General features: G+C 37.7%; 22 protein-coding genes. 12 read left to right on the top strand and 10 right to left on the bottom strand.

Features of this window, described 5'->3' with window-relative positions; all coding sequences use genetic code 11:
• Positions 1 to 3 precede the first annotated feature (3 nt).
• The 6 genes from csx2 to CLI64_RS05050 all read left to right on the top strand — a co-directional run bounded on the left by csx2 (position 4) and on the right by CLI64_RS05050 (position 3,146).
• Entirely contained in the window at positions 4 to 1,275 is a 1,272-nt protein-coding gene (gene csx2, locus CLI64_RS05070; protein WP_103136202.1) for a TIGR02221 family CRISPR-associated protein, read from the top strand.
• A gap of 27 nt (positions 1,276 to 1,302) precedes the next feature.
• On the top strand, positions 1,303 to 1,503 hold the full coding sequence (locus CLI64_RS05065; protein WP_103136201.1) for a hypothetical protein: 201 nt from the start codon (positions 1,303 to 1,305) through the stop codon (positions 1,501 to 1,503).
• 53 nt (positions 1,504 to 1,556) lie between these two features.
• A complete protein-coding gene (locus CLI64_RS05060) occupies positions 1,557 to 1,799 on the top strand; it encodes a plasmid stability protein (RefSeq protein ID WP_103136200.1) in 243 nt (80 codons plus the stop codon).
• A 3-nt stretch (positions 1,800 to 1,802) separates the two neighbouring features.
• Positions 1,803 to 2,231, top strand: a complete 429-nt coding sequence (locus CLI64_RS05055) for a type II toxin-antitoxin system VapC family toxin (RefSeq protein ID WP_103136199.1) — start codon at positions 1,803 to 1,805, stop codon at positions 2,229 to 2,231.
• 42 nt (positions 2,232 to 2,273) lie between these two features.
• Positions 2,274 to 2,450 (top strand): hypothetical protein, encoded by a 177-nt coding sequence (locus tag CLI64_RS31470; RefSeq protein ID WP_157943195.1) that lies wholly within the window; start codon positions 2,274 to 2,276, stop codon positions 2,448 to 2,450.
• A gap of 516 nt (positions 2,451 to 2,966) precedes the next feature.
• Positions 2,967 to 3,146 carry a DUF4278 domain-containing protein gene (locus CLI64_RS05050; protein WP_103136198.1) on the top strand — a complete coding sequence of 60 codons (180 nt, stop codon included), beginning with the start codon at positions 2,967 to 2,969 and terminating at the stop codon, positions 3,144 to 3,146.
• Here CLI64_RS05050 and CLI64_RS31465 read toward each other — a convergent pair.
• A complete protein-coding gene (locus tag CLI64_RS31465) occupies positions 3,143 to 3,337 on the bottom strand; it encodes a hypothetical protein (RefSeq protein ID WP_225977511.1) in 195 nt (64 codons plus the stop codon). The two genes, CLI64_RS05050 and CLI64_RS31465, sit on opposite strands and share 4 nt — an antisense overlap.
• 861 nt (positions 3,338 to 4,198) lie before the next feature.
• On the opposite strand from CLI64_RS31465, the gene CLI64_RS05045 reads away from it, so the two are divergent.
• The 3 genes from CLI64_RS05045 to CLI64_RS05035 all read left to right on the top strand — a co-directional run bounded on the left by CLI64_RS05045 (position 4,199) and on the right by CLI64_RS05035 (position 7,129).
• Positions 4,199 to 4,909, top strand: coding sequence for an NYN domain-containing protein (locus CLI64_RS05045; protein ID WP_103136197.1), 711 nt, complete (start codon positions 4,199 to 4,201; stop codon positions 4,907 to 4,909).
• Positions 4,910 to 5,178: 269 nt separating this feature from the next.
• A complete protein-coding gene (locus tag CLI64_RS05040) occupies positions 5,179 to 5,892 on the top strand; it encodes a response regulator transcription factor (RefSeq protein ID WP_103136196.1) in 714 nt (237 codons plus the stop codon).
• Positions 5,893 to 6,037: 145 nt separating this feature from the next.
• A complete protein-coding gene (locus CLI64_RS05035) occupies positions 6,038 to 7,129 on the top strand; it encodes a cell wall metabolism sensor histidine kinase WalK (protein WP_103136195.1) in 1,092 nt (363 codons plus the stop codon).
• 577 nt (positions 7,130 to 7,706) lie between these two features.
• Here the strand turns inward: CLI64_RS05035 and CLI64_RS05030 are convergent.
• Positions 7,707 to 8,699, bottom strand: coding sequence for a hypothetical protein (locus tag CLI64_RS05030; protein WP_103136194.1), 993 nt, complete (start codon positions 8,697 to 8,699; stop codon positions 7,707 to 7,709).
• 253 nt (positions 8,700 to 8,952) lie between these two features.
• Here CLI64_RS05030 and CLI64_RS05025 point away from each other — a divergent pair, with 253 nt between their 5' ends.
• On the top strand, positions 8,953 to 9,501 hold the full coding sequence (locus tag CLI64_RS05025) for a hypothetical protein (RefSeq protein ID WP_103136193.1): 549 nt from the start codon (positions 8,953 to 8,955) through the stop codon (positions 9,499 to 9,501).
• A gap of 138 nt (positions 9,502 to 9,639) precedes the next feature.
• Here CLI64_RS05025 and CLI64_RS05020 read toward each other — a convergent pair whose 3' ends face one another.
• The 5 genes from CLI64_RS05020 to CLI64_RS05000 form a co-directional block, all read right to left on the bottom strand.
• Complete coding sequence (locus CLI64_RS05020) at positions 9,640 to 10,014, bottom strand: hypothetical protein (RefSeq protein WP_103136192.1); 375 nt, start codon at positions 10,012 to 10,014, stop codon at positions 9,640 to 9,642.
• 222 nt (positions 10,015 to 10,236) lie between these two features.
• Positions 10,237 to 10,728, bottom strand: coding sequence for a hypothetical protein (locus CLI64_RS05015; protein ID WP_192881681.1), 492 nt, complete (start codon positions 10,726 to 10,728; stop codon positions 10,237 to 10,239).
• A gap of 48 nt (positions 10,729 to 10,776) precedes the next feature.
• Positions 10,777 to 11,064, bottom strand: coding sequence for a hypothetical protein (locus CLI64_RS05010; RefSeq protein WP_103136190.1), 288 nt, complete (start codon positions 11,062 to 11,064; stop codon positions 10,777 to 10,779).
• A gap of 1,329 nt (positions 11,065 to 12,393) precedes the next feature.
• Positions 12,394 to 15,153, bottom strand: coding sequence for a GAF domain-containing protein (locus CLI64_RS05005; protein WP_103136189.1), 2,760 nt, complete (start codon positions 15,151 to 15,153; stop codon positions 12,394 to 12,396).
• A 784-nt stretch (positions 15,154 to 15,937) separates the two neighbouring features.
• The gene (locus CLI64_RS05000; RefSeq protein WP_103136188.1) at positions 15,938 to 16,435 is read right to left on the bottom strand and encodes an NADAR family protein; all 498 of its coding nucleotides are present in this window, start codon (positions 16,433 to 16,435) and stop codon (positions 15,938 to 15,940) included.
• Between the two features lie 160 nt (positions 16,436 to 16,595).
• On the opposite strand from CLI64_RS05000, the gene CLI64_RS04995 reads away from it, so the two are divergent.
• Positions 16,596 to 17,105, top strand: a complete 510-nt coding sequence (locus CLI64_RS04995) for a DUF2243 domain-containing protein (protein ID WP_103136187.1) — start codon at positions 16,596 to 16,598, stop codon at positions 17,103 to 17,105.
• A gap of 59 nt (positions 17,106 to 17,164) precedes the next feature.
• Here the strand turns inward: CLI64_RS04995 and CLI64_RS04990 are convergent, their stop codons facing one another.
• Positions 17,165 to 17,938 (bottom strand): class II glutamine amidotransferase, encoded by a 774-nt coding sequence (locus CLI64_RS04990; protein WP_103136186.1) that lies wholly within the window; start codon positions 17,936 to 17,938, stop codon positions 17,165 to 17,167.
• Positions 17,939 to 17,968: 30 nt separating this feature from the next.
• Here CLI64_RS04990 and CLI64_RS31885 point away from each other — a divergent pair, with 30 nt between their 5' ends.
• Positions 17,969 to 18,100 (top strand): hypothetical protein, encoded by a 132-nt coding sequence (locus CLI64_RS31885; protein WP_264082492.1) that lies wholly within the window; start codon positions 17,969 to 17,971, stop codon positions 18,098 to 18,100.
• 245 nt (positions 18,101 to 18,345) lie between these two features.
• On the opposite strand, the gene CLI64_RS30650 is transcribed toward CLI64_RS31885, so the two are convergent.
• Both CLI64_RS30650 and CLI64_RS04985 read right to left on the bottom strand, forming a co-directional pair.
• Positions 18,346 to 18,504 (bottom strand): hypothetical protein, encoded by a 159-nt coding sequence (locus CLI64_RS30650; protein WP_157943193.1) that lies wholly within the window; start codon positions 18,502 to 18,504, stop codon positions 18,346 to 18,348.
• Between the two features lie 230 nt (positions 18,505 to 18,734).
• Complete coding sequence (locus CLI64_RS04985; protein WP_103140597.1) at positions 18,735 to 24,962, bottom strand: AAA family ATPase; 6,228 nt, start codon at positions 24,960 to 24,962, stop codon at positions 18,735 to 18,737.
• Positions 24,963 to 25,239: the final 277 nt, after the last annotated feature.

Here is a 25,239-nt window from a genome sequence, read left to right as displayed (position 1 = left end):
ATTATGAAAAATCTCAAGGCAATTTCTTTTCTTGGATTTGGTAACTATCAAGAAACAACTTATGTGAACCCATTAGGTACTGACGAGTGTAAGACCCCTTTCTTTCAAGAGGCTTTAGTCCAATTTTATAAGCCTGACACTTGTTATGTTTTGTTAACTAAGACTGTAGAAACAGGTATACCTAGAAATGCAACTGAATCAAATTGGGATGCGCTAAAAAGACGATTGGAAACAAAGGTTAATTTACAACCTGTGTATAACGTGCCGGAAGCACATAGCAATGCAGATATATGGCATTTATTTGAAATGTTAACTAACTGTTTAGAGAAAAATGATCGTGTGATATTTGATATCACACACAGTTTTAGATCCTTGCCTGTATTAGCCTTGATTGCTGTTAGCTATCTGCGAGTGGTGCGACAAGTCACAATTGAGGGTTTGGTTTATGGTGCGTTTGAAGCTGAAAACAAAGAAACTAAAAAATCACCGACATTTGATCTTTTGCCAATGATTAGCTTACTAGATTGGACAACGGCAACTGATCAATTTATAAAAACAGGGAATGGACAAGCTTTAGCTAGCCTGTTGCGTGCTGGTGATAGTGCTGCAAATGAACTAGCAGAAAGTATAGATGGAATCGCTCAAAGTTTACAATTGTTACGTCCAACAGATGTTATGGAAAAAGCTGCTATTTTACCTGAGCGTATCGCTGCTTCTGCTCCTACAATATCTGAATCTGTAATACCATTTGTAAGTTTGTTAGAACGTGTAGAAAAAGATTATGGCAAATTTGGTTTAGTGAATCCAACAAACTACACTACTAATCCTCAAGCATCTTTATTAAAACAACTAGAAATGGTGGAATGGTATATGCAAAAAGGTCAAATAGTTCAAGCATTATCTATGGCACGAGAATGGCTACCTTCTCTATTATGCTATCACTTTCAATTAGACCCTCAAATCGAAAAACCTAATCGTGCTGAAATGGAACTGTTATTGAGTGGGGGAGCAACACCACCTGATGCACAAGGTAATAAATATAAATCACCATTTCTTGAACAGTATAAAACTACTGTGTCAAAAGATAAAAGAAATCAATTATCTAACCTCTGGTCACAAACTTACAAACTAGCTAAATTGCGTAATGATGTATTACACGCAGGCTTTCGTAAAAACCCGCAAAGTTCAGAGTATATTATTGAGCAAACTAAGCAAATAATTGAAGAATTGAAAAATATTGCACAAGCATGGAATTTACAAGATGAAACATTTTAATATTTTAAATTGAACTAGAGATAAAAAATGAGAGCGATCGCACTTCCCAAACCCCCAAATTCCCAGCCTCAAGGAGCGATCGCACTTCCCACACCTCTAAATTCCCAAGCTCAAGAGCGATCGCATCTCCCACACCCCCAAATTTCTAACCTCAAGAGCGATCGCACTTCCCACACCCCCAAATTCCAAACCCAAATAGCGATCGCACGCACCCCCAAATTCCCTTAGAACTTATGCAATTGATATAATATTTTTAAATATCACAAATTCATCAACTCATCATGGACAGTATCACTATTTCTAACCTAGATGAAAATATCAAAAATATCCTGCAACAACAAGCAGAAAAAAATGGTCGTTCTGTAGAAGGAGAAATCAAAGAAATTTTGCGTATTGCTTTAACAGAAAACCAACAACCTTCTATTAATATTGTTACGATGCTAGAAAACCGCTTTGCTCATTTGGGAGAATTTGAAATACCAGAAATCCAACGAGAAGCCATACGCCCCATACCTAAATTTTGAATCATGATTGTTCTTGATACTAATGTATTGTCAGAACTCATGAAACCCCAAGGGTCTATATTAGTTCGTAATTGGGCAGTCCAACAGCCTGTAGAAAGTTTGTTCACTACAACAATTACGCAAGCTGAAATTCTCTATGGGATAACTATTTTACCAGATGGGAAACGTAAATATGAACTCTACCAAGCTGCGACTTTAATGTTTACAGAAGACTTTTTGGGACGCATCTTGCCATTTGATGAATCTGCTGCGATAGCTTTTGCTAATATTTCAGCCCAAAGACGGCTCAGTGGTACTCCTATTTCTCAAGCTGATGCTCAAATCGCCGCTATTTGTTATTCCCATAATGCCGCCATAGCAACTCGTAATGTTAGTGATTTTGTAGGCTGTGAAATTTTTATCATTAATCCTTGGGAGAATAAATCTTCGTAATTAATGACTTTTTATAGATGATGATGTTATGAGAGAAGTTAAGTGATCGCACTTCCCAAACCCCCAAATTCCCAGCCTCAAGAGCGATCGCACACACTTCAAATTCCCAACCTTAAGAGCGATCGCACTCCCCACACCCTCAAATTCCAAACCTCAAGAGCGATCGCACCCCTTCCCATACCCCAAATTCCAAACATATCCAAGCTACTTGAGTCATGACTTTTGGAGATTAACGCGCCAATCTCTACCCTATTTACTCAACTACACCTTTAATCTATATCTTTTGTATCCCAATTTTTTCAGTTTTTAATCCGTATTTGGACATTTAACGTCAAATTGCTGAGTTTCTAAAAAATGTTGAGTTTAGTAACGCAAGGTTGCAGTTCAGAAGGCGAAATTTTGTGTGCTGAACTCAAGTGATGGTGTTCAAGAGGCGATCGCTATATTTTCTTAAGCATGAAGTCTGAGTAATCATGGCTATAATTAAATTATATTTTTCTATCTAGACAGAAAAATATTGTTGCTGAATTTAGATATGATGCACAGCTTGATGAAATTTTTATCCTGACTTCCCCTACATTCCTTTTTTGCTGATCTAAATTCATTCCGACTGGATGCAATACCAAATTTTCCAGGGAGCAATCACTGTGTACTAAAAGTTAAGTAGCGGAAATACTTGGCTTTTAGATATCACTAATTTTTACTCTCCAAACTCTCAGTAAATATTAACTAGCCATGCAACTAACTTATCGCGCTGTTAGGTATGAAGTGAACCCTACAGATGTTAAAGCGACTGCAAGCTTCAGCACAGGTATCTATCGCGGTGTGAAAATAAATATTCCCACTCCTGTGGCAAAACCGCAAACTCATTCTTCCCGCCAACTGAAGTATCGTGGTGTCATCTACACCATCTAATAAAAGAGTGCTGAAGCAAAGACTAGGCAAAAGAAAGGATCTGTAGTTTTGGCATTTTGGCACATATCATACTTTTGAGGTTGGTATTGTGATACTCGCGAATGTCTTTGTGCGACAATACCGACTTGCAGAATCCCTTGGCTAACTACCAAGGGTATTTTTTCTCTCAAACTCAAATTCTCTCTCCACAAAAAAATTACCTCCAATTTAGACACTTGAGGAGGCAATGATCAAAGACATTTAATTGTGGACTAGTCTAGTTACTAATTTATCTGTTCTGTAAAATACATTCCCTCTATCTTTAGAGATAGTGCAGGTTACATTTTTCCGTAATCAAAGGTACTATGCAATAGAAAAGTCTTCTCCTTATACCCTTACACCCGTTTTTCAAGCTAGAACAGGTGAAATAATTAAAGGTTTGTAGTGAGTGAAAACCTGAGTTTTTCAGGTAGGACTAAAGTCCTTACTACGAACTAAATTATATTATTTTGCCCTGTATCGTTAATCACTACATTATTTATGATCTATAGCGTTTCTAAATTCCTATAAATGATCTACAATATCCACATGATTACTTATCCATAACAATATTAAATTATCATAATAAAATTAATTAACTATCTAATCAATACTTTTTTTGGCAAATGTTAACTAATAATAATTTTTGCAGCAAATCAACATATCAATATATAAATATTGCCTTAATGTAAGAAATTTTAAAGACGGGGTTACAATAAGAATGAAGATGCCAATGGTTTCTTAGCAAAACCATGAATGTAAGTTGCTTTCGCCTAATTGCTCCTGTAGTAAGTTGATATGCTGTAGTGGTAGGAAAAGCAGCATATCGGCTTGGGGGGATATCTCGTAAATATTGCTTGAACAAGAGCTAAACACTCTTGCTCATCTAACTTTGGAATCTCAACATTGCACAAAGTTTAAGTGTATTTGTGTCAAGCAACTGCATATTTTTTTTGCCTTGCTAGTTACCTAGCACAGACAATCTCTTGTCAATTATCCCAAAGCCTTGCGAGATTTAACATCCAGAGGAATCAATGACTAACACTAGTTTTACCAAAGCAATAAATACATATAAACCCCTGTCTGAAGAGCCGAATTTATCAGGGAAAGTACAGATAAAAAATGGTAATAAAACCGAATCGTCTAGACAGCGAGAACCTAGAACTGATTTTGCTGCTACCAATGATTCCAATCGTGGTCGAGTTGCGATTTTTATTGATGGAATTAATCTATTTAATGCAGCTTTACAACTTGGTATTGAAATCGACTATCTCAAATTACTCTGTCGTTTAACCGCCGGTTCACGGTTATTGCGAGCATTTTTTTACACCGGAATTGATATTTCCAGACCAACTACTAATCGTCCTCGCAACAACGACAAACAACAGGGTTTTTTATTTTGGATGCGGCGTAATGGTTATCGTGTAGTCACCAAGGAAATTCAGGTGACAGATAACACCAAAAAACCTAATTTAAACGTAGAAATTGCCGTCGATATGATTACCCTAGCTCCCTACTACGATACTGCGGTTTTAGTGAGTGGGGATGGCGATTTAGCTTATGCGGTGAATGCTGTTACTAGTACAGGTGTGCGAGTAGAAGTAGTTAGTTTACGAACCATGACTAACGACTGTTTAATCGATGTGGCTGATTATTTTGTAGACCTCGATAGCATTAAACACCATATTCAAAAGGATTCCCATTTAGGGTATAGCTATCGCACTATGTCTCATTCCAGTTTGTAGAACCATCGCATATTGTTAACAGTTGACTGTGGATACCAATTCAATCTGAAGTTACACATATCTCGATCTCCCTAAATCCCGATTTTTAAAGGGGGACGTTGATTCCTGTTCCCCCCTTTTTAAGTTAGGGGGGATTTGAATATACTTAAAATCAGAGCGAAACACTTTTCAAACACCCTCTAAAATCCAAAATCCGAAATCTAAAATCTAAAATTGGTTGACTGTAGTAGAATAACAAGCCAAGCCATAAGTCTGCGTATTTTAACAAAATGGATATTTTAATTGTTGAGGATGAATCAGAAATTGCTCAGTTAATCCAACATTCCCTAGAAAAAGAGGGATTTACCTGTCGTACTAGTCGGGATGGAATCAATGCTTTGCGCCTATTTCAAGAACAACCACCAGATTTAATTATCTTAGATTTAATGATTCCTGGCTTGGATGGCTTGGAGGTGTGCGCGAGAATTCGTCAAAAACCTGGCGCAAAAGACCCTTATATTTTGATGCTGACAGCTAAGGGAGAAGAAATAGACAGGGTAATTGGTTTATCTACAGGGGCTGATGACTATATGGTAAAACCCTTTAGCCCTAGAGAGTTAGTAGCTAGAGTCAGGGCTTTGCTTAGGCGGAGTTTACGTCAAGGCGGACAAAGCCAAGTCAATCGTACCCAACACTTTATAGTAGATGTAGACCAACGTACAGCCAGCCGCCAAATGAATTCCGAAGCACCGGAGACGCTAGATTTAACGACTCTAGAATTTAACTTATTAAGCACCTTTGTCGGTAATCCTGGTAGAGTTTGGAATCGTACCCAACTAATTGACAAACTGTGGGGAGATAATTTTTTTGGTGATGAAAGGGTTGTAGATACTCATGTGGCGCGGTTGAGGAAAAAAATTGAACCAGATCCGGCTAATCCTACTTTTATTAAAACTGTGGTTGGGGTTGGTTATAAGTTTGAAGATAATGTCAGTAGTCAATAGTCAATAGTCAATAGTCATTAGTCATTAGTCATTAGTCATTAGTCAGTAGTGCTGTTAGTGGTAGCGCGGCGTTTAGCCGGTGCAATTAATCTTACTTTTTACTCAGCACTCTTTTATTTATTAGTTATGAGTCAGTTTTAACTACATGAAATCTTTACCTTTAGCATCGCGCTTGTTTGTTTCCCACTTGGTGGTGATGATAGTGGGGTTAATTAGTCTTGTGATTATTAGTAAGGTTTCTTCCCCTCGGTTTTTTATTCTGCATTTAGAAAGATTAGAAAGTAGGGGATTCAATATATTTCATAGTCGTACAGAGTTAGTACAGGGGTTTGAAATTGCTTGGCGGCGTAGCACTTTGTGGTCGGTGTTGGTGGGTGGGAGTGCGGCGGGAGGTTTGAGTTATTGGGTTTCTCAGCGCATTATGCAGCGATTAACGGAGATGGAACAAATTACCCAACAGTTTGCTGCTGGTCATTTGGAAGCACGATTACCTTTATCTGACATTCCTGAACTTAATCGACTGGGTACTAGTTTTAATCGTATGGCTGATAGTTTGGAGGGAGTAGAAATACGGCGACGAGAATTAATTGGTGATATGACTCATGAACTGCGGACACCTTTAACTGTGGTACGCGGTTACTTGGAAGAATTGGCAGATGGAGCAATGGAAGCGTCTCCAGAGGTTTATCGGCGTTTAGTGAGGGAAACTAGACGTTTAGAGCGTTTGGTCAATGATTTGCAAGAGCTTTCTAAGGCGGAGGCTGGTTATTTGCCAATTAATATTCAAACTGTGGATTTATATTCTTTATTGGAGTCATTGGTAGAAAAATTTACTGATCAGTTAATGGAAGATGGCCCGGTAATCGCTTCCGAATTACCCTCTCAGTTACCACTGGTGTTAGCTGATATCGATCGCACTGAACAGATTTTAGTCAACCTGCTGGGTAATGCAGTCCGTTATACATCCACTGGCTCAATTACTCTCCGGGCTTGGACGGAGACTGGTAAAATATGGATAGCAGTCGTTGATACAGGCATCGGTATTGCTAGTGAAGATTTACCTCATGTGTTTGAACGTTTTTGGCGAGCTGATCAATCACGCGATCGCCATTCTGGGGGAACAGGTATTGGCTTAACTATTACTAAGCGTTTGGTTGAGTTACAAGGTGGTCAAATTCAAGTAGAAAGTGAACTAGGAATAGGTACTACTTTTAGATTTTGTCTACCTTTGGCATAGATACAAACAATTGTCATAATCTGGATGTATCCGCGTCACATACACCTGTTAGTTTAGAAATATCAAGATACTTTACTTAAGACTAGAGGATCATTCGCCTTCTATGTCTACCCTGATTTTAGCTACATTATTAGTCAGTTTAATTACTGCCTCTGGTTACGCTGCGATCGCCTACTTGTTTCCTCAAAATAATTCCCAAGACTAAAAGCATTTTGTAATTTTAACAATGGTGCGTTAAGTTCTCCCTAACGCACTTCATTTAATTAACATAGCTACTAATACCAATTCGCAGTTCGCAGTTCGCAATTCGCAATGCTTCTCTACGAGACGCTACGCGAACGCTAACGCAATGGATTAACGTCCCGCTACGCTTTAAGCGCAGCTATGCCGCAGGCTTTACGCAATTAAGAAAGTCAGATAAAATCTGGGTTTCAAGCTTTGCATCTGTTGCTTAGGGACTTCCAGAAAATAAATTATCCAATTTCCCAGAGAGAATATTTTGATTTTCCCCCTGCTCACCACAGCCATTGTATATTTTTTTAGTTGGAAGTCCCTTAATTTTGGAGAATTAGTATAACTAGCGTCGCAAATAGCTAAAACTGGGGTTTGGCCTGCCCACAAAACAGGAACGATTAAAGTTATATTTTTTGATCACTGCTAGAGACTGTTCGGCTTCTGCTTGATTATTGTTGAAATCAAACATCAAGTGATTACCATCGACAATTTTCCAGCGATTATTAATTTTACTAACAGTTGTAGTTCCTGGATTAAAAGCAACACAATCTTCACCAGCGATCGCACCAGATGGAGCAGAATTATTTGTCAATAGATACTGAAATGAAGGCTGTGGTCTGCCAACAAAGCAGGATTTATTCATTTTATACTGTCTGATAGTTCGGAAAGCTTTGATGGCTTCATTTTTTTGGCTACCAAAGTCGAACATCCAGTGATTGCCACCTTCAACTATTTTCCAGCTACCATTAACTTGTTTGACAGTAATATTATTCGGGTTAAAAGCAATACAATCTTCTTGGATTTGTGAAGTTTTCTGTGATACCAAAACAGAATTAGACCGGTAAGTTTTATTGAGTCTTCTATCTTTTAAAACAATATAGACAGAGTTGGGAGGTGTTTTTCCTGTTTCCACGGCGAACCAAAGGCTATTTAGGTCTTTGGGAGATGAAAACCCACAAAAACCATAAATAGGTTGATTTGTTTGAGCATCAAAAATATCTACCCAAGTCCTAGAAGAATTATTATTTTTCCCACAAGGCGGTAAATCTGGAGCTTTTTGAAATAGTTCTGGGCTGATTTCATTCCAGTTAGATACTCCTAATCTATATCTTTGAAAGCTCACACCATTGGTAGTTTCTGGTTGCGAACCCTGAAAAACTAGTAATGGATTCGGTACATTCAATGCTATTTGATTATAATTTCTCTCAACTGTGGTATTACTCCTCAATTGTCCCACTGTTGACGTTTGGACAGCAGCAGAGACACTACCCAAACTAGATAACATCCATCCTACTGTCAATAAACTGGAAAACTGGACATAGTATTTACTTTTCATATTTGCGTAAGCTCCAAACAGTAAATTTATCTATCAATTCATCAACAACTTGACTTAAGGATAGATATGTTTGAAGACCAAACTTTATGCAAGAATCATCTATACTAATCAGCCTGAATTTTTTACCTTAACTGATGTAGCTTGGGAATCTAGAGAGGAAAAACCAGAATCAGGATAGCAAGATGTCGCTAGCCAAGAATTAAAAGTATTTCCGCCTCCACAAGCAAACGTCAACATCTCATGAGATTGCTGTATGACTCAAACCACATCAACAACATCTGTAAACAAGCCAGCTAAGAAAAAATTGACGGGATTACCCAAAGATTCCCTAATTTCTCTTCATGTAGTCACGATCGCAGCTTGGTTTGGTGTAGCGTTAGCAATGATGTTAATGGCATTGGCTAACCTTCAGACTACCAATGGAGATGAACTGTATGCAATCAATGCAATGGTAAAGTTTCTAGATGATTTTGTTGTAATTCCAATGGCGATCGCATCTGTACTGACAGGGACATTACTTTGCTGGCTAACAGTCTGGGGATTTTTTAAGTTTTACTGGGTAATCACCAAATGGATTGCAACCACGACGTTAATTATTTTTGGGACATTTTGGTTAGGCCCCTGGACAAATTCCATGACTGCGATCGCAGATATAGAAAGAGCCAAAGCTTTAAACAATCCCTTATTTATGTTTGATATTCACGGCGTGATTATTGGCGGAGGTATTCAGTTAATTTGCTTATCAGCAATTATTGCTATTTCCATCATCAAGCCTTGGGGAAGAAGGGTAAATAGTCAATAGTCAATAGTCAATAGTCATTAGTCATTAGTCATTAGTTATTAGGCATTAGGGAACAGGGAACAGGGAACAGTAACCAAGTGGCTATTAACTGATAACCCCAATCCCCAATCCCCAGTCCCCAGTCCCCAATCCCCAATCCTAAATGCTAGCTGAATCATCCTCCGGTAAGATTTGATTAATACCAATTACCCAAGGCATACCTTGATTGACTGGAGAACTAATACTGATTTTGGCATGGTTTGCAAATAACTTTAATTTGCTAGCCAGGTAAGGCACATTCATCATTACATTCTGATAACTTTCAATATCATGACACACCATAATTAACATCAGAATGCCACTATTAACTTTAAAATACCAGTGACAGCTTGAGAGCAAAATACGTACTTTATGCCTACAAGCTAAATAGAATTTTGTTTTCGTTACCTCTTCTAATTGACTGAGTAATATTTCACTAATCAGAGTAGTTTTATGTGTGGGCAAATCGTCGGGAGATAGATATGGTTGCTTCATAGATTTTCGCCCTAATTGTCAAGATTGATCAACTGATGTAACCTCAGACATCTTTATTCCATTGTCAGTTACATCGGGTAGAAACATAACCTCTAGTAATGCCCGTTCACTCCCTTACAACTGTTTATATATTTGAGTTGGGCTATTCTCTCATTTTCCTTAGATTTCTTTAGTAATTATGCTACAAAAGTAAATATTAGTTAGTTTTTCGTGATATCTATTTCATTCACGATTTGGAATAATCCAAGCGATCCAAATCTCAAAGCCATAGCCTGATTGCCTTTGGTCGATACGCTTGCCAATCACCTTAATTTCTTGATTAACAAAAGGCAACAATAATTCCTCTTCTCTTTGAGTGACATAAACACTCAAATTTTCTTGACTTGTTTCTAATCTCAAAGGCATATCTCTTGTATTTGGGCCTAGCCTGACTGTAGAGGTTCGCAAAATTCCTGTAAGGGTGATTTCAGTATTGGGATGTTCTTTATAAAAGGATTTATCAGCAAAAATCTTTAAAGGCAGTGTATTTCCTTGCATAATAGGTGACTGGACGATGGGGGCGAATAATGGAGAAGATTGGCTCACTCCATCTAATTGACAACCTAACGTCATATTCAAGAAGATAACCAGAATCCAACTGATATAAAGAATGTTGTATTTCAATTTAATGTTAGGTGCTATTTCTACTCCAGTTAATTTGACAATATACTTCAAAATTTGAATTTAAGTTATCGAGTCATGAATAGTAGGTGATGGTGATAATTACGCCGACATTTCTGATATTACGTAAGAAATACTTAAGGCAATCATTGTCAAAACTACAGGTATTATCGTAGTAGCTTCTATTTTTTTTGTCTTGACTACTTCTATCAAAGAAATAGGAACAATTAACGGCCAAAAAATTGTGGTTATCAAAAACATCACAAAAGATAGAAATTTATCTTCAGGGGAAGAATGAGGGTGACGCAAAGCAAAGCGCAGCCAGTTAGCGAAAAAGTAACAACTCATCAATACATAGCTGATTATTAAGGCTAATTGTATTTGGTGCATGGTTATCACTCCTGAAGCTTTAGTATATTGCTTACAATAACTGGTATAGTTTAAGTAGACAATGTATTTAATAGAAAAATCACAAGGATTTAAAAGCAGTATTTATCTTTATTGACAAACAAATAGATTGATATAAATGTTCTGTGTGGGAGTCAGATAAATCCTCAGCAAATTCCGAAAGCATCAAAAGCTGTAATTATACTTAATTTTAAGTATAAAAATCATTGTCAAATATAGGAATCAGATTTGATTGAGAGAAAGAATACAAGTATATGTAGTATATGTGTGCTGTGTTAAGCGTCAGCCGTAACGCATCTAAAGCTTGATACTGCCACACCACTAAGCATCTAAGTATTCTGTTTTAAAAGTCCCTGGTGATATATCAAATACTTGTAGCTAACCAGTTTTCAAACATCCTCTAAAATAATTTCTAAACACAACAACACCCAACCATCTACTTGTTCTAACTACTTCCTTTCCTGGTTGAGCTTAGGTGGGGATATAGACTGTTTCACTTTTATCAATGAGAGGTGAAAAGCAGTTACATAGCCCCCATTTTTGGATACTTGGGGAAGTATTAACTTTCGCGTTGGGTGTTGTCGGTTGTTAACGAGACAGATATAAAAATCAACAGCGTCTTTACCTCTTTTACTAACTCTACTCTAGCTGTTAAATCTGCCAGGGAAGCTTTGTAGCTTCAATTAATAGATTAGCATTAATAAATTATCTAGAATATTTCTGTTATTAAACTTTACTATTTACTATTTGTTTGAGCATTATCTAATGACCAAGTAATTGTCAATAATTAAATACTATTTCAACACAACAACACCCAACCATCTACTTGTTCTAACTACTTCCTCTCATTGGTAATCTTAACCAGGGATATAATCTGTTTCATCTTTTCCATTAAGAATGAAATCAGTTAAATTGCCCCCATTGGTGAATAATTGAGGAAATATCAACTTTCGCGTTGGGTGTTGTCGGTTGTTAACGAGACAGATATGAAATGAAACAGCGTTTTTACCTCTTTTACTAACTACACTCTAGCTGTTAAATCTGCCAGGGAAGCTTTGTAGCTTCAATTAATAGATTAACACTTCTAGAAGAGGATGGAATTAACCGCAAACAAACTTTACTCTTGCTGTTAATTTAATCATGCCTTAAAGACTAGAAAGCTTTATGATATATCAATTTGAGATATCAAGCACCATATTTTTGCTAATTAGTAAACACTTGTTATGAATTAAAGTTTTGTAAAGGATATTGTTACGGTTGAGGCTGAATAAAAACAGGGCTAAATCCCTGACTACAAGCAAGTTAGCCAGATCATAATTCCTGTGGAATAGAGCGAATGGGATTTAAATCAGTCTCTAATTTGGTCTTGAGCTTGACCGGAATCTCAATCCAGAATTCTGTACCTTTGTTTATTTCTGATACACATTCCATCACTCCGCCATGATTGTTGACCACTATCTGATAACTAATTGCCAATCCTAAGCCTGTTCCTTTGCCTACAGACTTAGTAGTAAAAAATGGGTCAAAAATGCGATTTTTTATCTCTATTGTCATGCCTGGGCCATTATCAGCAATGCGAATGAGAACATGGGATGTGTCTGGAGAAATTTGCGTGCAAACATAAATTTTAGGTGTATCTGGATGCTCTGCCGCATATTCTTCTAGAGCATCAATGGCATTAGCAAATATATTCATGAATACTTGATTCATCTGACCGGCATAGCATTCTACCAGTGGTAATTCACTATAATCTTTAATAACTTCAATCTCAGAGTTATACAGATGGGATTTGAGTCGATGCTGTAAGATTAATAAAGTGCTATTTATCCCTTCATGAATATCAACTGACTTACGCTCTGCTTCATCTAAACGAGAAAAATTCCGTAATGATAAAATTATGGAACGAATGCGATCTGCACCCGATTGCATAGAAGCTAGAATTTTGGGTAAATCTTCCACTAAAAAATCTAAATCTATATCTTCAAGGGATTGGGTAATTTGGCTGTGGGGCTGGGGATGGTATTTTTGATAAAGGGAGATCAGTTCTAGTAATTGTTGAGCGTAGTCGCTAGCATGGCAGAGGTTGCCGTGAATAAAGTTGATAGGATTGTTAATTTCGTGAGCAATACCTGCTACTAACTGTCCTAAGCTGGACATTTTCTCATGTTGAATTAATTTTGTTTGGGCATCTTGTAGGTCAAATAAAGCTTTTTCTAAATGTATGGCTTGAGCTTTTGCGGCGGCTTCGGCTTGACAAGTTTTGTGGTAGAGTTGGGCTTGTGAAATAGCGATCGCAGCTTGGTCTGCTAGCTGTTGTAATAAATTTATTTCTGCCTCTTGCCAATATCTTGGTGCGTCACATTGATGAGCAATGAGTAATCCCCAAGGCTGTTGACTCATATTAATAGGAACAATCAAATTTGATTTGATTTGTAAACTCTGTAAAAACTCACGGTGACAATCACTTAAAGAATCTGTAGCTATATTATTGATGACTCTGACCCTACCACGAAAAAAAAGACGCGCATATTCATCAGGAAAACATCCCGATGGCATTTTCATCCCTAAAACGGAATCCCAATTACCATGAACTTCCTCTACAATCACCTCGCCATTCGATTCTCCCATCAGTTGGTAAATTAATACTCGGTCTGAATTGAGGAGGAAACGCACTTCTGAAACTATAGTCTTGAGAGTAGTGGGTAAATCCAAGCTACGGCGGATTTGTTCTGTAACTTGCTTAATCACTTTGGTGATGAGATAAGATTTCTCTAACTCAGCCGTTTGTTCTTTAACCCGGCATTCTAAATCCAAGTTCAATAACTCTAGCTGTTGGTGTGTATATAGTTGTTGAATCGCTACAGCAAAATCTGAAGCCAAACTTTTTCCTAAAGCAATTTCGGCCGCACTCCATTGGGGTGCTTGACCTTTTCTCAATTCACGCCAGACTTCAAAAGATAGCTGTGGTAGTTTTTGACGTTGATTTTGCTCACATCTTCCCGCCCAGAGAATTTCTGTCTCCCATTCGGGGCGAAAAATACTGATAACTCCGATAAATCGTTGGCGATAGTGGAGTGGTATGACCAATAGACCGCGAATAGTAGTAGACTGAAACGCAAAAGCTAAAATTGGTAACTTTGTTTCTTGGTAGAGATCAGAAATTACCCAAACATGATCCGGTTTCGACTCAGCCATCCAGGTAATCCACATCGGATGCTGTTCAATCAAACTGTTGTTCAACTCTTGGGGTAGATTTGGTTGTTCCCCGTAAGTATATAGTTCTTGAGTTTTTTCTAGATAAAGTCTGCCACCTGTACCCCCTAAAGCCTGAATGGTTGCTTTTAGGGCTGCTTGCAATTCAATGTTGGGCTGCTTGTGTAAGAGGCTACTAATGTGGTTAATTACTGTTTCTCGGTGTTGCTGGGCGCGAGTGGCAGCCAGAAGTAGGCTTTGGGCGATCGCAATTGTTAGTTGGTCAGCAATTTGCTGAACTAATTTCAGTTCTGGAGTAGAAATATGACGTGGTTGACTGTGATGGGATACTAGCAATCCCCAGAGTTTCTGTTGGTTAGATGGTTCTTGCAGATCAGATAAAACAATTGGAATGACTAAAGAAGACTGCACACCCATCGCTTGCAAGTATTTTATATGACACTGGTCTACTGAGCGATAGTAGATATTTTCACCCAGTAAAGTTTGCGATTGATCTGGTGAGTTCAGTAATGATAGCCCAATTTTACCGGTGGAAACATCAACAATTGTGCGTTGTCTTGCCCAGAGAAACATCTGTTTGGCTTCTTGAGGGATATCATCGGCCGGAAAATGTAAACCCAATAGAGATGGTAAATTTTGGGACAATAAAGATTCTGTTATGACTTCACCGCTACCATCAGCATCAAACCGATAGACCATAACTCGGTCTGTACCTAACAACTCGCGGACTTCTTCCACTGCGGCTGTTAAGATTTCGTTAAGTTCTAGCGATCGCCTAATGCGGTTAGTAATCCTATGCAGTAAACTCTCTTGCTCAAAAATTGGTGGCAAACTATGGGGTTTATCCGTAAATTCCATTAAATGTTATACCTAAACAAGATTTACTTTTCGCAACACTTTCCCCAATGTAAAATTAGGAGATGTTTACCCTACTTCTGCATGGAGATGAGTGGTGAATAATTTATTAATAATCATATTGATTTTACTCGTTGATGATTTTTATGAATTCGGTGAAAATATCTAATTTAGATAACCTAAAATCTGGATAATTACCAAAATTGAAAATTTAGCAGACAACCCGGAATATGGAGTTAATACAATCCTCACACTTCCTTCATTGATGAAGAGTTAAACTCTACTTTTGCCTATGATTGAATATATTTAAGATTAATATTTATTCTGAAATAGACAGAAATTATTCTTTGTTGAAAAATTGCGAATATTGGCAAAAGTTTGAGATCAATTATTCATATCCTCACTAGTTTGTGACAAAGATGAAAAAACTAGGAGGATATAATAATTTAGCTGGCAAGTGAGCAGTAGCTATTTAGTGATGATCTATCACATAACCATGAGAATATGCACCTTTTTTTGCAGATGATAAAGGCTCATAAGTATTGTTTTATAGACATTCTGCCTGCCCATTTTAAGTTATTTAAATGTCAAACAACTTATTAATGGTTGTTTTTACTTATACTAATTTCCTCACGATCAATCATTAGGTTAATGAGCATTTAAGTTAGATAAATTTCAAGCTAAAGCCATGACTAAAAGTAAATTAGTCTCAAAAAACAATGACTATTCGCTTAGTAATTAGCTGCTGCACATTGAATTTATTGCTATCAATGGGGCTGCTTTGATTTTAAACTTTGTACTCTTGAGGACAAATTTTTGGAGATATAGCATTACTTAGCTGGAGATTGCGGATTTCTTCCCGTACACTCATGAGAACTTTACCTAGATGGTTGTGACCAGTTTTATCTACACCACAACCCCAAAAATAATCAGTGGGGGAATTTTCTACTAAGATTTCATTCCCTGTACTTAAGAGTGTGGCTTGAATGTCAAGATGGGTGAGAAACTTTTTCAATATAGCTTCTCGCATGACTGAGATTTTGACTAAATCCCAATCGGAACGCAGTCTGCGGCTAGTACATCGTCCTAACGCTGCGGCTTCTTCTGGAGTTTTAGCCGCACGGATGACGGGAATAATTACCGCATCCACACTCCCGACAAACTTTTGTGCTTGATAGTAATGCTCTACTGTTGACCAGTAAGTACCTTGAATTTCAATACCGTGGGTAGAAAAGTTAGAAAAACAACCAAAAGGTTGCCAAACTTTATAAAAGTAAATGGTCATTTGAAAATTTTTCTTTTATATCAGATATCAATTTCTATAATGCCTTCATATGTCAACTGTCAGTGATCTACTTGAGACTGAAAGCTATTATTTGCCTAACGATAGAAGCGATCGCAGACTGCGTAATTATATTGTGGGGTAAAGGTCTGTGGAATCGAAAATGGCAACCGATAGTCAAATTTTCCCTAAGCGTCTACCCCTGATCTGGGCTGGAATTGTTCTAGGTTTGGGTTTGGGCGGCTTTGTTGACGGAATCCTGTTACATCAAATACTCCAGTGGCATCATATGTTAAGTAGTGTTCGCCCTTTGACTACTAATCCTAATTTTGATTTAAATATGGTGTGGGATGGGTTGTTTCACGCACTAGATTGGGTATTGACCGTCATAGGTGTAGGCTTATTATGGCGTGCGGGAGGACGGGCTGATGTTGTTTGGTCATCATCTACTTTTGGGGGTTCTTTGCTGATCGGTGCTGGGTTGTTTAACTTAGTCGAAGGGGTAATTGATCATCAAATTTTGGGTATTCATCATGTGAAACCAGGAACAAATCAATTAGCCTGGGACTTGGGGTTTTTAGCTTTGGGTGCGTTGTTGGTTGTGGGCGGATGGATTGTATTAGAAAAAGGCAAACTTGAATCAAGTGAGCGTGGATATTGCCAGCGTACCTGAGTGGGCCAGAAAATAAGTATCATTAATTACTATCTATTCAATTTTTCATTCTCTATTCCCTACAATATTTTCAGGGGTAAACCATCTTGAAACACTAACAATTCTCCTGGTTGAATTGGTGTCCAGACTTCATTATCAGTTAGGGGAGTAGTGGCGATGACGGCGACGCGATCGCTGGGTGTAGTTAACTCCCGAAAATCTACTGTCATATCTTGGTCTATCAAGTGAGCTGCTGCAAAGGGTGCTTGACGAACTATGTAACTCAGTTTTGTAGAACAGTGCGTAAAAAAATGTTCTCCGTCTGAGAGTAAGTAATTAAAAATACCTTTAGCTGCTAATTCGGCTGTGACTGATTGCAGAACAGGATATAGTTTCTCTAAAGGGGGTTTACCTTGAGGAAAACTTTGTCTGATAGTTTCGAGAATTACACAAAAAGCTTTTTCACTGTCAGTATTACCTACAGCTTGATAAAAACCTTGCGGTTCAGGTTCAAAATCAGGCAAATTACCATTGTGAGCAAACACCCAATATCTCCCCCACAGTTCCCGGCGAAACGGATGACAGTTTTGTAAAGCGACTTCTCCTTGGGTAGCCTTGCGAATATGAGCAATTACATGGGTAGAGTGGATGGGATAGCGTCTCACTAAATCTGCGATTGGCGAATTAATCGAAGGTTTAGCATCTAAAAATATTCGACATCCTTTTCCCTCAAAGAAAGCAATCCCCCAACCATCACTATGATCATCCGTTTTTCCTCCTCGCGCTGAAAAGCCTTCAAAAGAAAAGCAGATATCCGTCGGCACATTGCAATTCATTCCTAATAGTTGACACATTGATCAGCAGTAATTTCTGGAATTGTTGATTTGTCCTTCAAAATCAAGATACTTCAGAATGCTGACACTATTTTGGTGCGATCGCTGCATTTTCAGAAAATAGCTGTTGCTAAGGCTGAGGATCAGCAATCATACTTATCCGACCACAATGCTGATAGTTAGGCTGTAAAATGATTTGAGGTTTTTTCTGATCTTCAATCTGCTAATTTTGATCCCTCAGCTATTTATATAAGGAACTCTACTTAATAAATTATTGGCTTCATATAACTTCATGCTATTTTTAAGTGTTTACACTGAAGAAATTACCTGAGAAAACAATAATGATAAAAACAGTTATGGAACTAATAGAAATGTTACATAACTATAGAATACGGGTTTTGCAATTACATTTAAATAAATTTAAACAATCATGAATACTTGCCCTTGCTGCTCTCATCGGCTTTTACGCCATGTTCGTAGCCATGCAGTTTATTTTTTTTGTCGTCAATGTTGGCAGGAAATGCCCCTTTTACAACAGACAAAAAATCATCATTTTTCATCAATTTTGGTTTATCAGCAACAGGCATCTTATACAAAGGTTTGAACCTCAAGAATTATAAGGGTGTAGGGGTTTAGGGGTGTAAGGGTTTAGGGGTGTAGGGGATAAAATTGTTTCTTTTATCGGAAAAAGTTAGGTTTAAAACCGGACTTGCGTCCAAAAATCCTTATCTCATAAGGTAGGTAGAAACCCCACCCCTTGTAGGTGGCTGTCTTCAATTTTGAATTTTGAATTTTGAATTTTGAATTTTGAATTGATTCAGGTCAGAGGTAAGGTAATGATAAATTCTGTTCCTTGACCTAATTGAGAATTTACACTTAACGTGCCATTGTGCTTTTCTACGATAATTTGACGAGCGATCGCTAATCCCAAACCTGTACCTTTACCTACGGATTTTGTCGTAAATAGATGGTCAAATATTTTCTGTTTGACTGATTCACTCATCCCCACGCCATTATCTAAAATGGCAATTTTCACAGATTTATTTTCTACAGCAGTTTTAATCAAAATCCGGTTGGGATTAGCTTTAATTTCCTCTTGGGTGCGTTGCTGATTAGATTCTTCTAAAGCATCAATGGCATTAGCTAAAATATTCATAAATACCTGATTCAATTGACCAGGAAAACATTCAATTCGTGGTAATTCTCCATATTCAGTCATAACGTCAATGGCTGGACGCTGATCATTCGCCTTGAGACGATGTTTCAAAATTAAAACGGTGCTATCAATGCCTTGATGAATATCAAACGGTACTTTGTAATCTCTATCAGCACGGGAGAATGTGCGAAGACTGGTGCTGATATTTTTCAAGCGATCGCAAGCCATTGTCATGGAATCAATCATTTTGGGTAAATCTTCCAAGCTATATTCCAAGTCAATGGCTTCGGCATGATCGAGAATTTCTGCATTCTCCTCAGTGAGATTTTCTTGATATAATCTCAAATGTTCAATTAAGTCAGCAATTGTGGGTTGGGCTTGTTTGAGCGTGGCAGCAATAAAACCCAAGGGATTATTCATTTCGTGAGCCACACCAGCGACTAAATTACCCAAAGCAGACATTTTTTCACTTTGGATAATTTGTAATTGGGCGTTTTGCAGATTAGCTAAGGCTTGCTCTAAATCTTGAGATTTTTGTTGTAAAGCCAGTTCGGCTTGTTTGCGATCGCTAATATCTCGCATTACAGCTACTGCACCAATTCTGTTACCCGCAGCATCAATGATGGCTTGTCCACTAGCTAACAGGATTCTCTGTAAACCATGCTTTGGTGCAATCACCATTTCGGCGTTTTCGACTATTTCTCCTTGAAAAGCGCGAAATAAAGGTATTTCTGTGGTTGATAGTTTGGTTTGACCATCTGCCTGATAAAGATCAAAATGTTCAGCCCATTGTTCTGGTGTGATTGCTTCTATCGGTAAGCCGTGAAACTCACGAGTTGCTTTATTAAAGAGAATTAATTTACCACTAGCATCACAGACAACAATGCCATCAGTAATATTGTCAATGATCGCATTTAAAAATTCTCGTTCTTTGGCTAAAGAAGCTTCTACTTGTTTGCGATCGCTAATATCAATTACTACCCCATCCCAAAGAATCGCGCCATCGGGTTGTTTTTCTGGCCTAGCCGCAGATTGAATCCATTTGACAGTGCCTGAAGGGAGGACAATCCGCCATTCTTGCTCAAATGGTGTGAGTGTTTGAGCAGAATGGAGAATTGCTTGTTCAATAGCTGGGTGATCATCAGGATGGTGTAAAGCATAAAGATTAAACTTCCCTGCCATCACTAATTCTGGCTCGACACCATACAAATCTAAACAGCCAGAACTCGCGTAGGGTGTTGAGACTAAACCATCTGCACCCAAACGAAATTGATACACCATCCCCGGAATATTATTGGCTAAATTTTGGAAGCGAGTTTCATTGGCTTGCAATTGCGCCAGAGAATGTGACAGTTGTTGGGCATAATTTTGGTAATTTTGATAGAGTCGGGCATTTTGTAGAGAAATAGCCGCTTGTGTACATAATAGATTCAGCAGTTCGACGCGATCGCTAGTAAACGCACCTGTAGCTAAGTTGTTTTCCAAATACAACACACCCAACAGTTTACCTTGATGGAGAATTGGCATACATAGCAAACTCTTGGGTTGATGTTTTAAGACATAGGAATCGGCTAAAAATGAGGGATGTGACCTAGCATCTATGACTACATTGGGCTGTAAAGTCCGTTTAACAACGTTGATTAAACTGATAGGTACTTCTTCACTTGCGGATAATGGCTGGGACTGTAAAACAATGGAGTATTGTGTCACATTACTGATAGCCTCGACTTTGAGTTGATCTTCATCGAGTAACATCAATACACATTTATCTGCACCGGCTGTAGTGGTGACAATTTCTACAAGCGCAATCAGTAATTTATCAAGTTGTATTTCACTAGAAAGATTATGAGAAGCTTTCAAAACGGCATTCAAGTCGAGGGTGACAGAGATGGTACTGCTGTTTCCCGATGAAAAGGTTTTCTGTGTCAAGAAATCTTCTTTCGCTCTGACAATTTCCGATGATGAGAGTTTTGTAGTTGTCTGTTGGAGAATTTTCGTTAGTAGTTGGGGATAATGTTGCTCTAAATCAGCAACTTTGGCTTTTGCACCCCAACGTGCATAGCTATAGTACGCCTCTGTCATGTATTCTTCTGCAATGCGTTGTTTTCCCCAATCACGGTAGAATTTAGCAGCTAGTTCATTAGCAAGTGCTTCTTCTTGCAGATATCCGTGTTCTTTAGCTAGAGAAATGGCGCGATCGTACATTTCTATAGCTGCACTTTTTTGTCCTAAAATTTTGTGATATTGTGCCGCTACCAAAGTAAACTTATGCTCATGATTCGTTGGCGCAAACTCTGCCCATGATTGAAGTTTTACCTGATTTTCTGTGACTTTTGCTAGAAAATCTTGTTGTTCAGATGACGACACATGGGGATATAAAGCCAGACGAGTTAAAGAATCATAAAAGTAAAAATTGGGTATTAAGATTAAGCCATTGATACTAGCTAAATATTTTTCTACTATGGCAGCGTTTTCTAGTGCTTGTTGGTAATTGGCAAACAAATTACATAGAAGTAATTTACAAAAATGTACTTGACAAATGATGCTGACTTGATTGGCGGCATAATGTAAGGGCAACATTTTTGTCTCGTCATATTTTGCCCCAGCTAAACAACAGGGATCATCGTTATCACCTAGCAGATTTAAGACCGATTGATGATAAACATTATTAAAGTTGACGTAGGTAGTTTGTTTGAGTTGCGAGATGACTTGTCCATAGTTAGATATGGTTTTTTCTAAATTATCTAATTCTTGACCACTTAAATACGCATACCTGCCAAAAACATAAGCAGACATTGCTGCATATTCAATATCACCATTTTCTAAACCGCAAGTGTAGGCTTCTACTAGGGGAGTTAATGTTGTTCGCAAATGCTCTTTCCAATGGCGGACAAAACAATTAAAGGCAAATAATGTTTTGGCTTTTAACTTTTTAGCATTTAATTTATCGGTTAATTCTAACGCAACTTTACCTAGTGCGTAACCGAGATTAATATCTCCTAAGACAGTACAGGTAAGGAGTCCGTAAGTAGCGTAGGCATAGGTTGATTCTGGGGCGTTACCGTAGAGAATTGATAATTCTACTTGTTTAATCACAATTAACTTGAAAAAGCTAGGTGCAGCCTGATAAGCCGCAGAAATAATATTAGATAAAATTTGCATGGCTGCCAACATTTTTACATCTTGCATTGTTGGCAGTTGTAATAGATTAGCTATAGGTTGCTGTTGCAGGAGTGAATTTACTTGTTCTATAGCTTGTGTAATATCTTTTTGTTCAGGCTGTTCTGGTAGTTCTATCCCTAGCGATCGCAACACCATCAAGGCCAGTTTTAATGCCTCTAGATGGCGACTTTGTGCCATACAAGCCTGAATTTTAGTATTATAAACAGGTATTTGCTCTAGGAAATTTATTGCATTTTGAATGACAATATCTGCATATATTTCCATATCTTGGAAATTGCCACTTAAATAACAAGCTTCGGTAATTGCTTCGTATAATGCTAAACTTAAATTATATTGATTTTGCCAACTGCCAGTAGATAAAAGTTGTAAACCTGTACTTAAATAATCAACTGCTGTTGTATAAGCAGTAGCCGTTTTCGCTTTCATACCTGCCTGGAAATTTAACTCAATGAGTTGATGAATTTCCCCTAGTTCAGTAATAAGGTTCTTGCCAATATTTAATTGATTAACAACAGCAAAAATCTTGTCTTCTATGGCAATATTTGTTGTATTGTGTAGCAAAAGTCTGCCAATTAATAAATGTGTGGTTTCTCGTTGTTCTGGAGGAATTAAAGAATAGGCGGCTTGTTGTACACGATCATGTAAAAATTTATAGGTAAAAATTGTATAGTCTTTATTATTCCACGAGAGATGATGATCACCTATGGCAAATTTATACACATCACTCTGAGGTAAAATTAACCCTGCTTGTAGGGCTGGCCATAAATCATGGGATGTTGTTAATTCTGATTTTTCAGCCACAATTGCCAAGGTAGCTAAATCAAACTGATTACCAATACAAGCCGCTAATCGCAATATATTTTGGGTGGATGCTGGCAGTCTTTTTAATTGCAATGCCATAAAATCCACAATATCATCTGTAATAGATTGCTGTGTGACTTGTGTGATGTCACATTCCCAACAGCCGGATTGATAGTTGAAATAAATTAATCCATCCTGATGCAATGCTTGGAGAAATTGACTAGTAAAAAATGGATTTCCCTGAGTTTTTCTAAATACAAGTGCAGAAAGATGACTGGCTAAATTCTTTTCACATTTTAGGGTATCAGCCACTAAATCATTAATTTGCTCTAGATTGAGTGGTGCTAAATTAATTGTATTAATCGTTGCTGCGGTTTGGGCAATTTCGTTCACAGTCAACATCAATGGATGTGCTGGGTTGACTTCATGATCGCGATATGCACCAATGATGAATAGATGACCTGTATCAGCCATTAATAACTGCATTAATTTTAAGGATGCAGAATCAGCCCACTGTAAGTCATCTAAAAATATCACTAGTGGATGATTGACGCTGGTAAAAACTTGAGTAAATTTCTGAAAAAGCAGATTAAACCGATTTTGAGCCGCAGTTCCTGATAACTGGGGTGCTGGCGGCTGCTGTCCGATGATTTTTTCTAATTCGGGAATAACTGCGATAATGACTTGGCTATTTTCTCCCAAAGCGGCTAAGATTTTGCTTTGCCATGCTTGGATTTGCGAGTCACTTTCTGTTAGTAATTGTCCCATTAAATCCCTGAAGGATTGAACAAAGGCACTTAAAGGAGTATTCCGTTGAAATTGATCAAACTTACCTCGAATAAAATAACCTCGTTGCCTGATAATGGGCTTATGGACTTCGTTGACTACAGCCGTTTTCCCGATTCCAGAAAACCCAGCCACTAACATCATCTCTGTCGCCCCAAGGCTAACTCTATCAAAAGCTTCTAGGAGGGTGGCGACTTCGGTTTCTCTACCATAGAGTTTATCAGAGACGAGGAAGCGATCGCCTATATCCCGTTGTGCAATTACAAAGCTTTCTATCCTATTAGTTGTTGATAGCTGAGTTAAACAATTTTCTAAATCAAATTTAATCCCCGTTGTACTTTGATAGCGTTCCTCTGCATTTTTTGCCATTAATTTCATCACAATATCCGACAACACTGGCGGAATATTTTCCAGGTGCTTAAAATCAGGCGGTGTTTTCGCAATATGACAATGCACTAATTCAATAGGATCATTTGCGAGAAAAGGTAAATTACCTGTTAGCAATTCATAGAAGGTGACACCTAAAGAATAGAAGTCAGTCCGGTAATCAACACAGCGATTCATTCTTCCTGTTTGTTCAGGAGAAATGTAAGCTAGTGTTCCTTCTAATACATTGTGATTAACAAGTGTTTGAGTTTCTCGTGGTAACAAGGAGGCAATACTAAAGTCAATTAATTTTACTTGTTTAGTTACAGGATTAATTAAAATATTGCTAGGTTTAATATCTTTATGAATTATGTGATTTTGATATAATATATTTAAGGCATCACACAAGGCGATCGCAATTGCCAAAAACTCCTGTAGAGACTTGACATCTAACTTACCTATACTTTTGAAATATTCTTTCAACGAAATACCGCCAAAATCCTCCATTACCAGAGCATAGGTATCCTGGTATGGCTCTAGACTATAATTATAGACAATTAAAGGTGAGCAAAGATTTTTAGCAATGGTATATTGATTGCGAAATTGTACCAGTTCGCTAAAAGTCGGATAAGGATTTTTTAGAACCTTAATAACTACGGGTAATGAGTCAGTTGTCCTTTGACCTCGATAGACCGAAGTTTTAGAACCATTATAGATTTGTTCGCTGATCAGGTATCCCGGAATATTGAACATATTTATACAATCTTGATGACTTCCAGGTTTAGTGTTCCCAAATGTAGCCATTTTGCATCATTCATGAATAATAGTATCCCAGACTAAGTGAATAACTGAACAAAATGGATAGATCAAGTAATGCAAATTCTCCACTATCTGCAACCTACGGATGATTGACCAACAATCACAATTAAGAAATTAACCTTAAGTATAAGTTTTGAACTTTATAGATAAGAGACTTCCAGAAAATAAACTATCCAATTTCTGAGAGAAGACATCGTTATTTTTCCCTTGC

This window comes from Nostoc sp. CENA543, assembly GCF_002896875.1.
In the GTDB taxonomy this organism is placed as follows: Bacteria; Cyanobacteriota; Cyanobacteriia; order Cyanobacteriales; family Nostocaceae; genus Trichormus.
The sequence above is the reverse complement of the archived record's forward strand: the minus strand, read 5'-3'. Positions and strand labels throughout refer to the sequence as shown.

Coding starts and splice junctions, on each gene's coding strand:
- csx2 (WP_103136202.1), top strand. CDS start 4: ATGAAAAATCTCAAGGCAATTTCTTTTCTTGGATTTGGTAACTATCAA.
- CLI64_RS05065 (WP_103136201.1), top strand. CDS start 1,303: ATGAGAGCGATCGCACTTCCCAAACCCCCAAATTCCCAGCCTCAAGGA.
- CLI64_RS05060 (WP_103136200.1), top strand. CDS start 1,557: ATGGACAGTATCACTATTTCTAACCTAGATGAAAATATCAAAAATATC.
- CLI64_RS05055 (WP_103136199.1), top strand. CDS start 1,803: ATGATTGTTCTTGATACTAATGTATTGTCAGAACTCATGAAACCCCAA.
- CLI64_RS05050 (WP_103136198.1), top strand. CDS start 2,967: ATGCAACTAACTTATCGCGCTGTTAGGTATGAAGTGAACCCTACAGAT.
- CLI64_RS05045 (WP_103136197.1), top strand. CDS start 4,199: ATGACTAACACTAGTTTTACCAAAGCAATAAATACATATAAACCCCTG.
- CLI64_RS05040 (WP_103136196.1), top strand. CDS start 5,179: ATGGATATTTTAATTGTTGAGGATGAATCAGAAATTGCTCAGTTAATC.
- CLI64_RS05035 (WP_103136195.1), top strand. CDS start 6,038: ATGAAATCTTTACCTTTAGCATCGCGCTTGTTTGTTTCCCACTTGGTG.
- CLI64_RS05030 (WP_103136194.1), bottom strand. CDS start 8,699: ATGAAAAGTAAATACTATGTCCAGTTTTCCAGTTTATTGACAGTAGGA.
- CLI64_RS05025 (WP_103136193.1), top strand. CDS start 8,953: ATGACTCAAACCACATCAACAACATCTGTAAACAAGCCAGCTAAGAAA.
- CLI64_RS05020 (WP_103136192.1), bottom strand. CDS start 10,014: ATGAAGCAACCATATCTATCTCCCGACGATTTGCCCACACATAAAACT.
- CLI64_RS05010 (WP_103136190.1), bottom strand. CDS start 11,064: ATGCACCAAATACAATTAGCCTTAATAATCAGCTATGTATTGATGAGT.
- CLI64_RS05005 (WP_103136189.1), bottom strand. CDS start 15,153: ATGGAATTTACGGATAAACCCCATAGTTTGCCACCAATTTTTGAGCAA.
- CLI64_RS05000 (WP_103136188.1), bottom strand. CDS start 16,435: ATGACCATTTACTTTTATAAAGTTTGGCAACCTTTTGGTTGTTTTTCT.
- CLI64_RS04995 (WP_103136187.1), top strand. CDS start 16,596: ATGGCAACCGATAGTCAAATTTTCCCTAAGCGTCTACCCCTGATCTGG.
- CLI64_RS04990 (WP_103136186.1), bottom strand. CDS start 17,938: ATGTGTCAACTATTAGGAATGAATTGCAATGTGCCGACGGATATCTGC.
- CLI64_RS30650 (WP_157943193.1), bottom strand. CDS start 18,504: ATGCCTGTTGCTGATAAACCAAAATTGATGAAAAATGATGATTTTTTG.
- CLI64_RS04985 (WP_103140597.1), bottom strand. CDS start 24,962: ATGTTCAATATTCCGGGATACCTGATCAGCGAACAAATCTATAATGGT.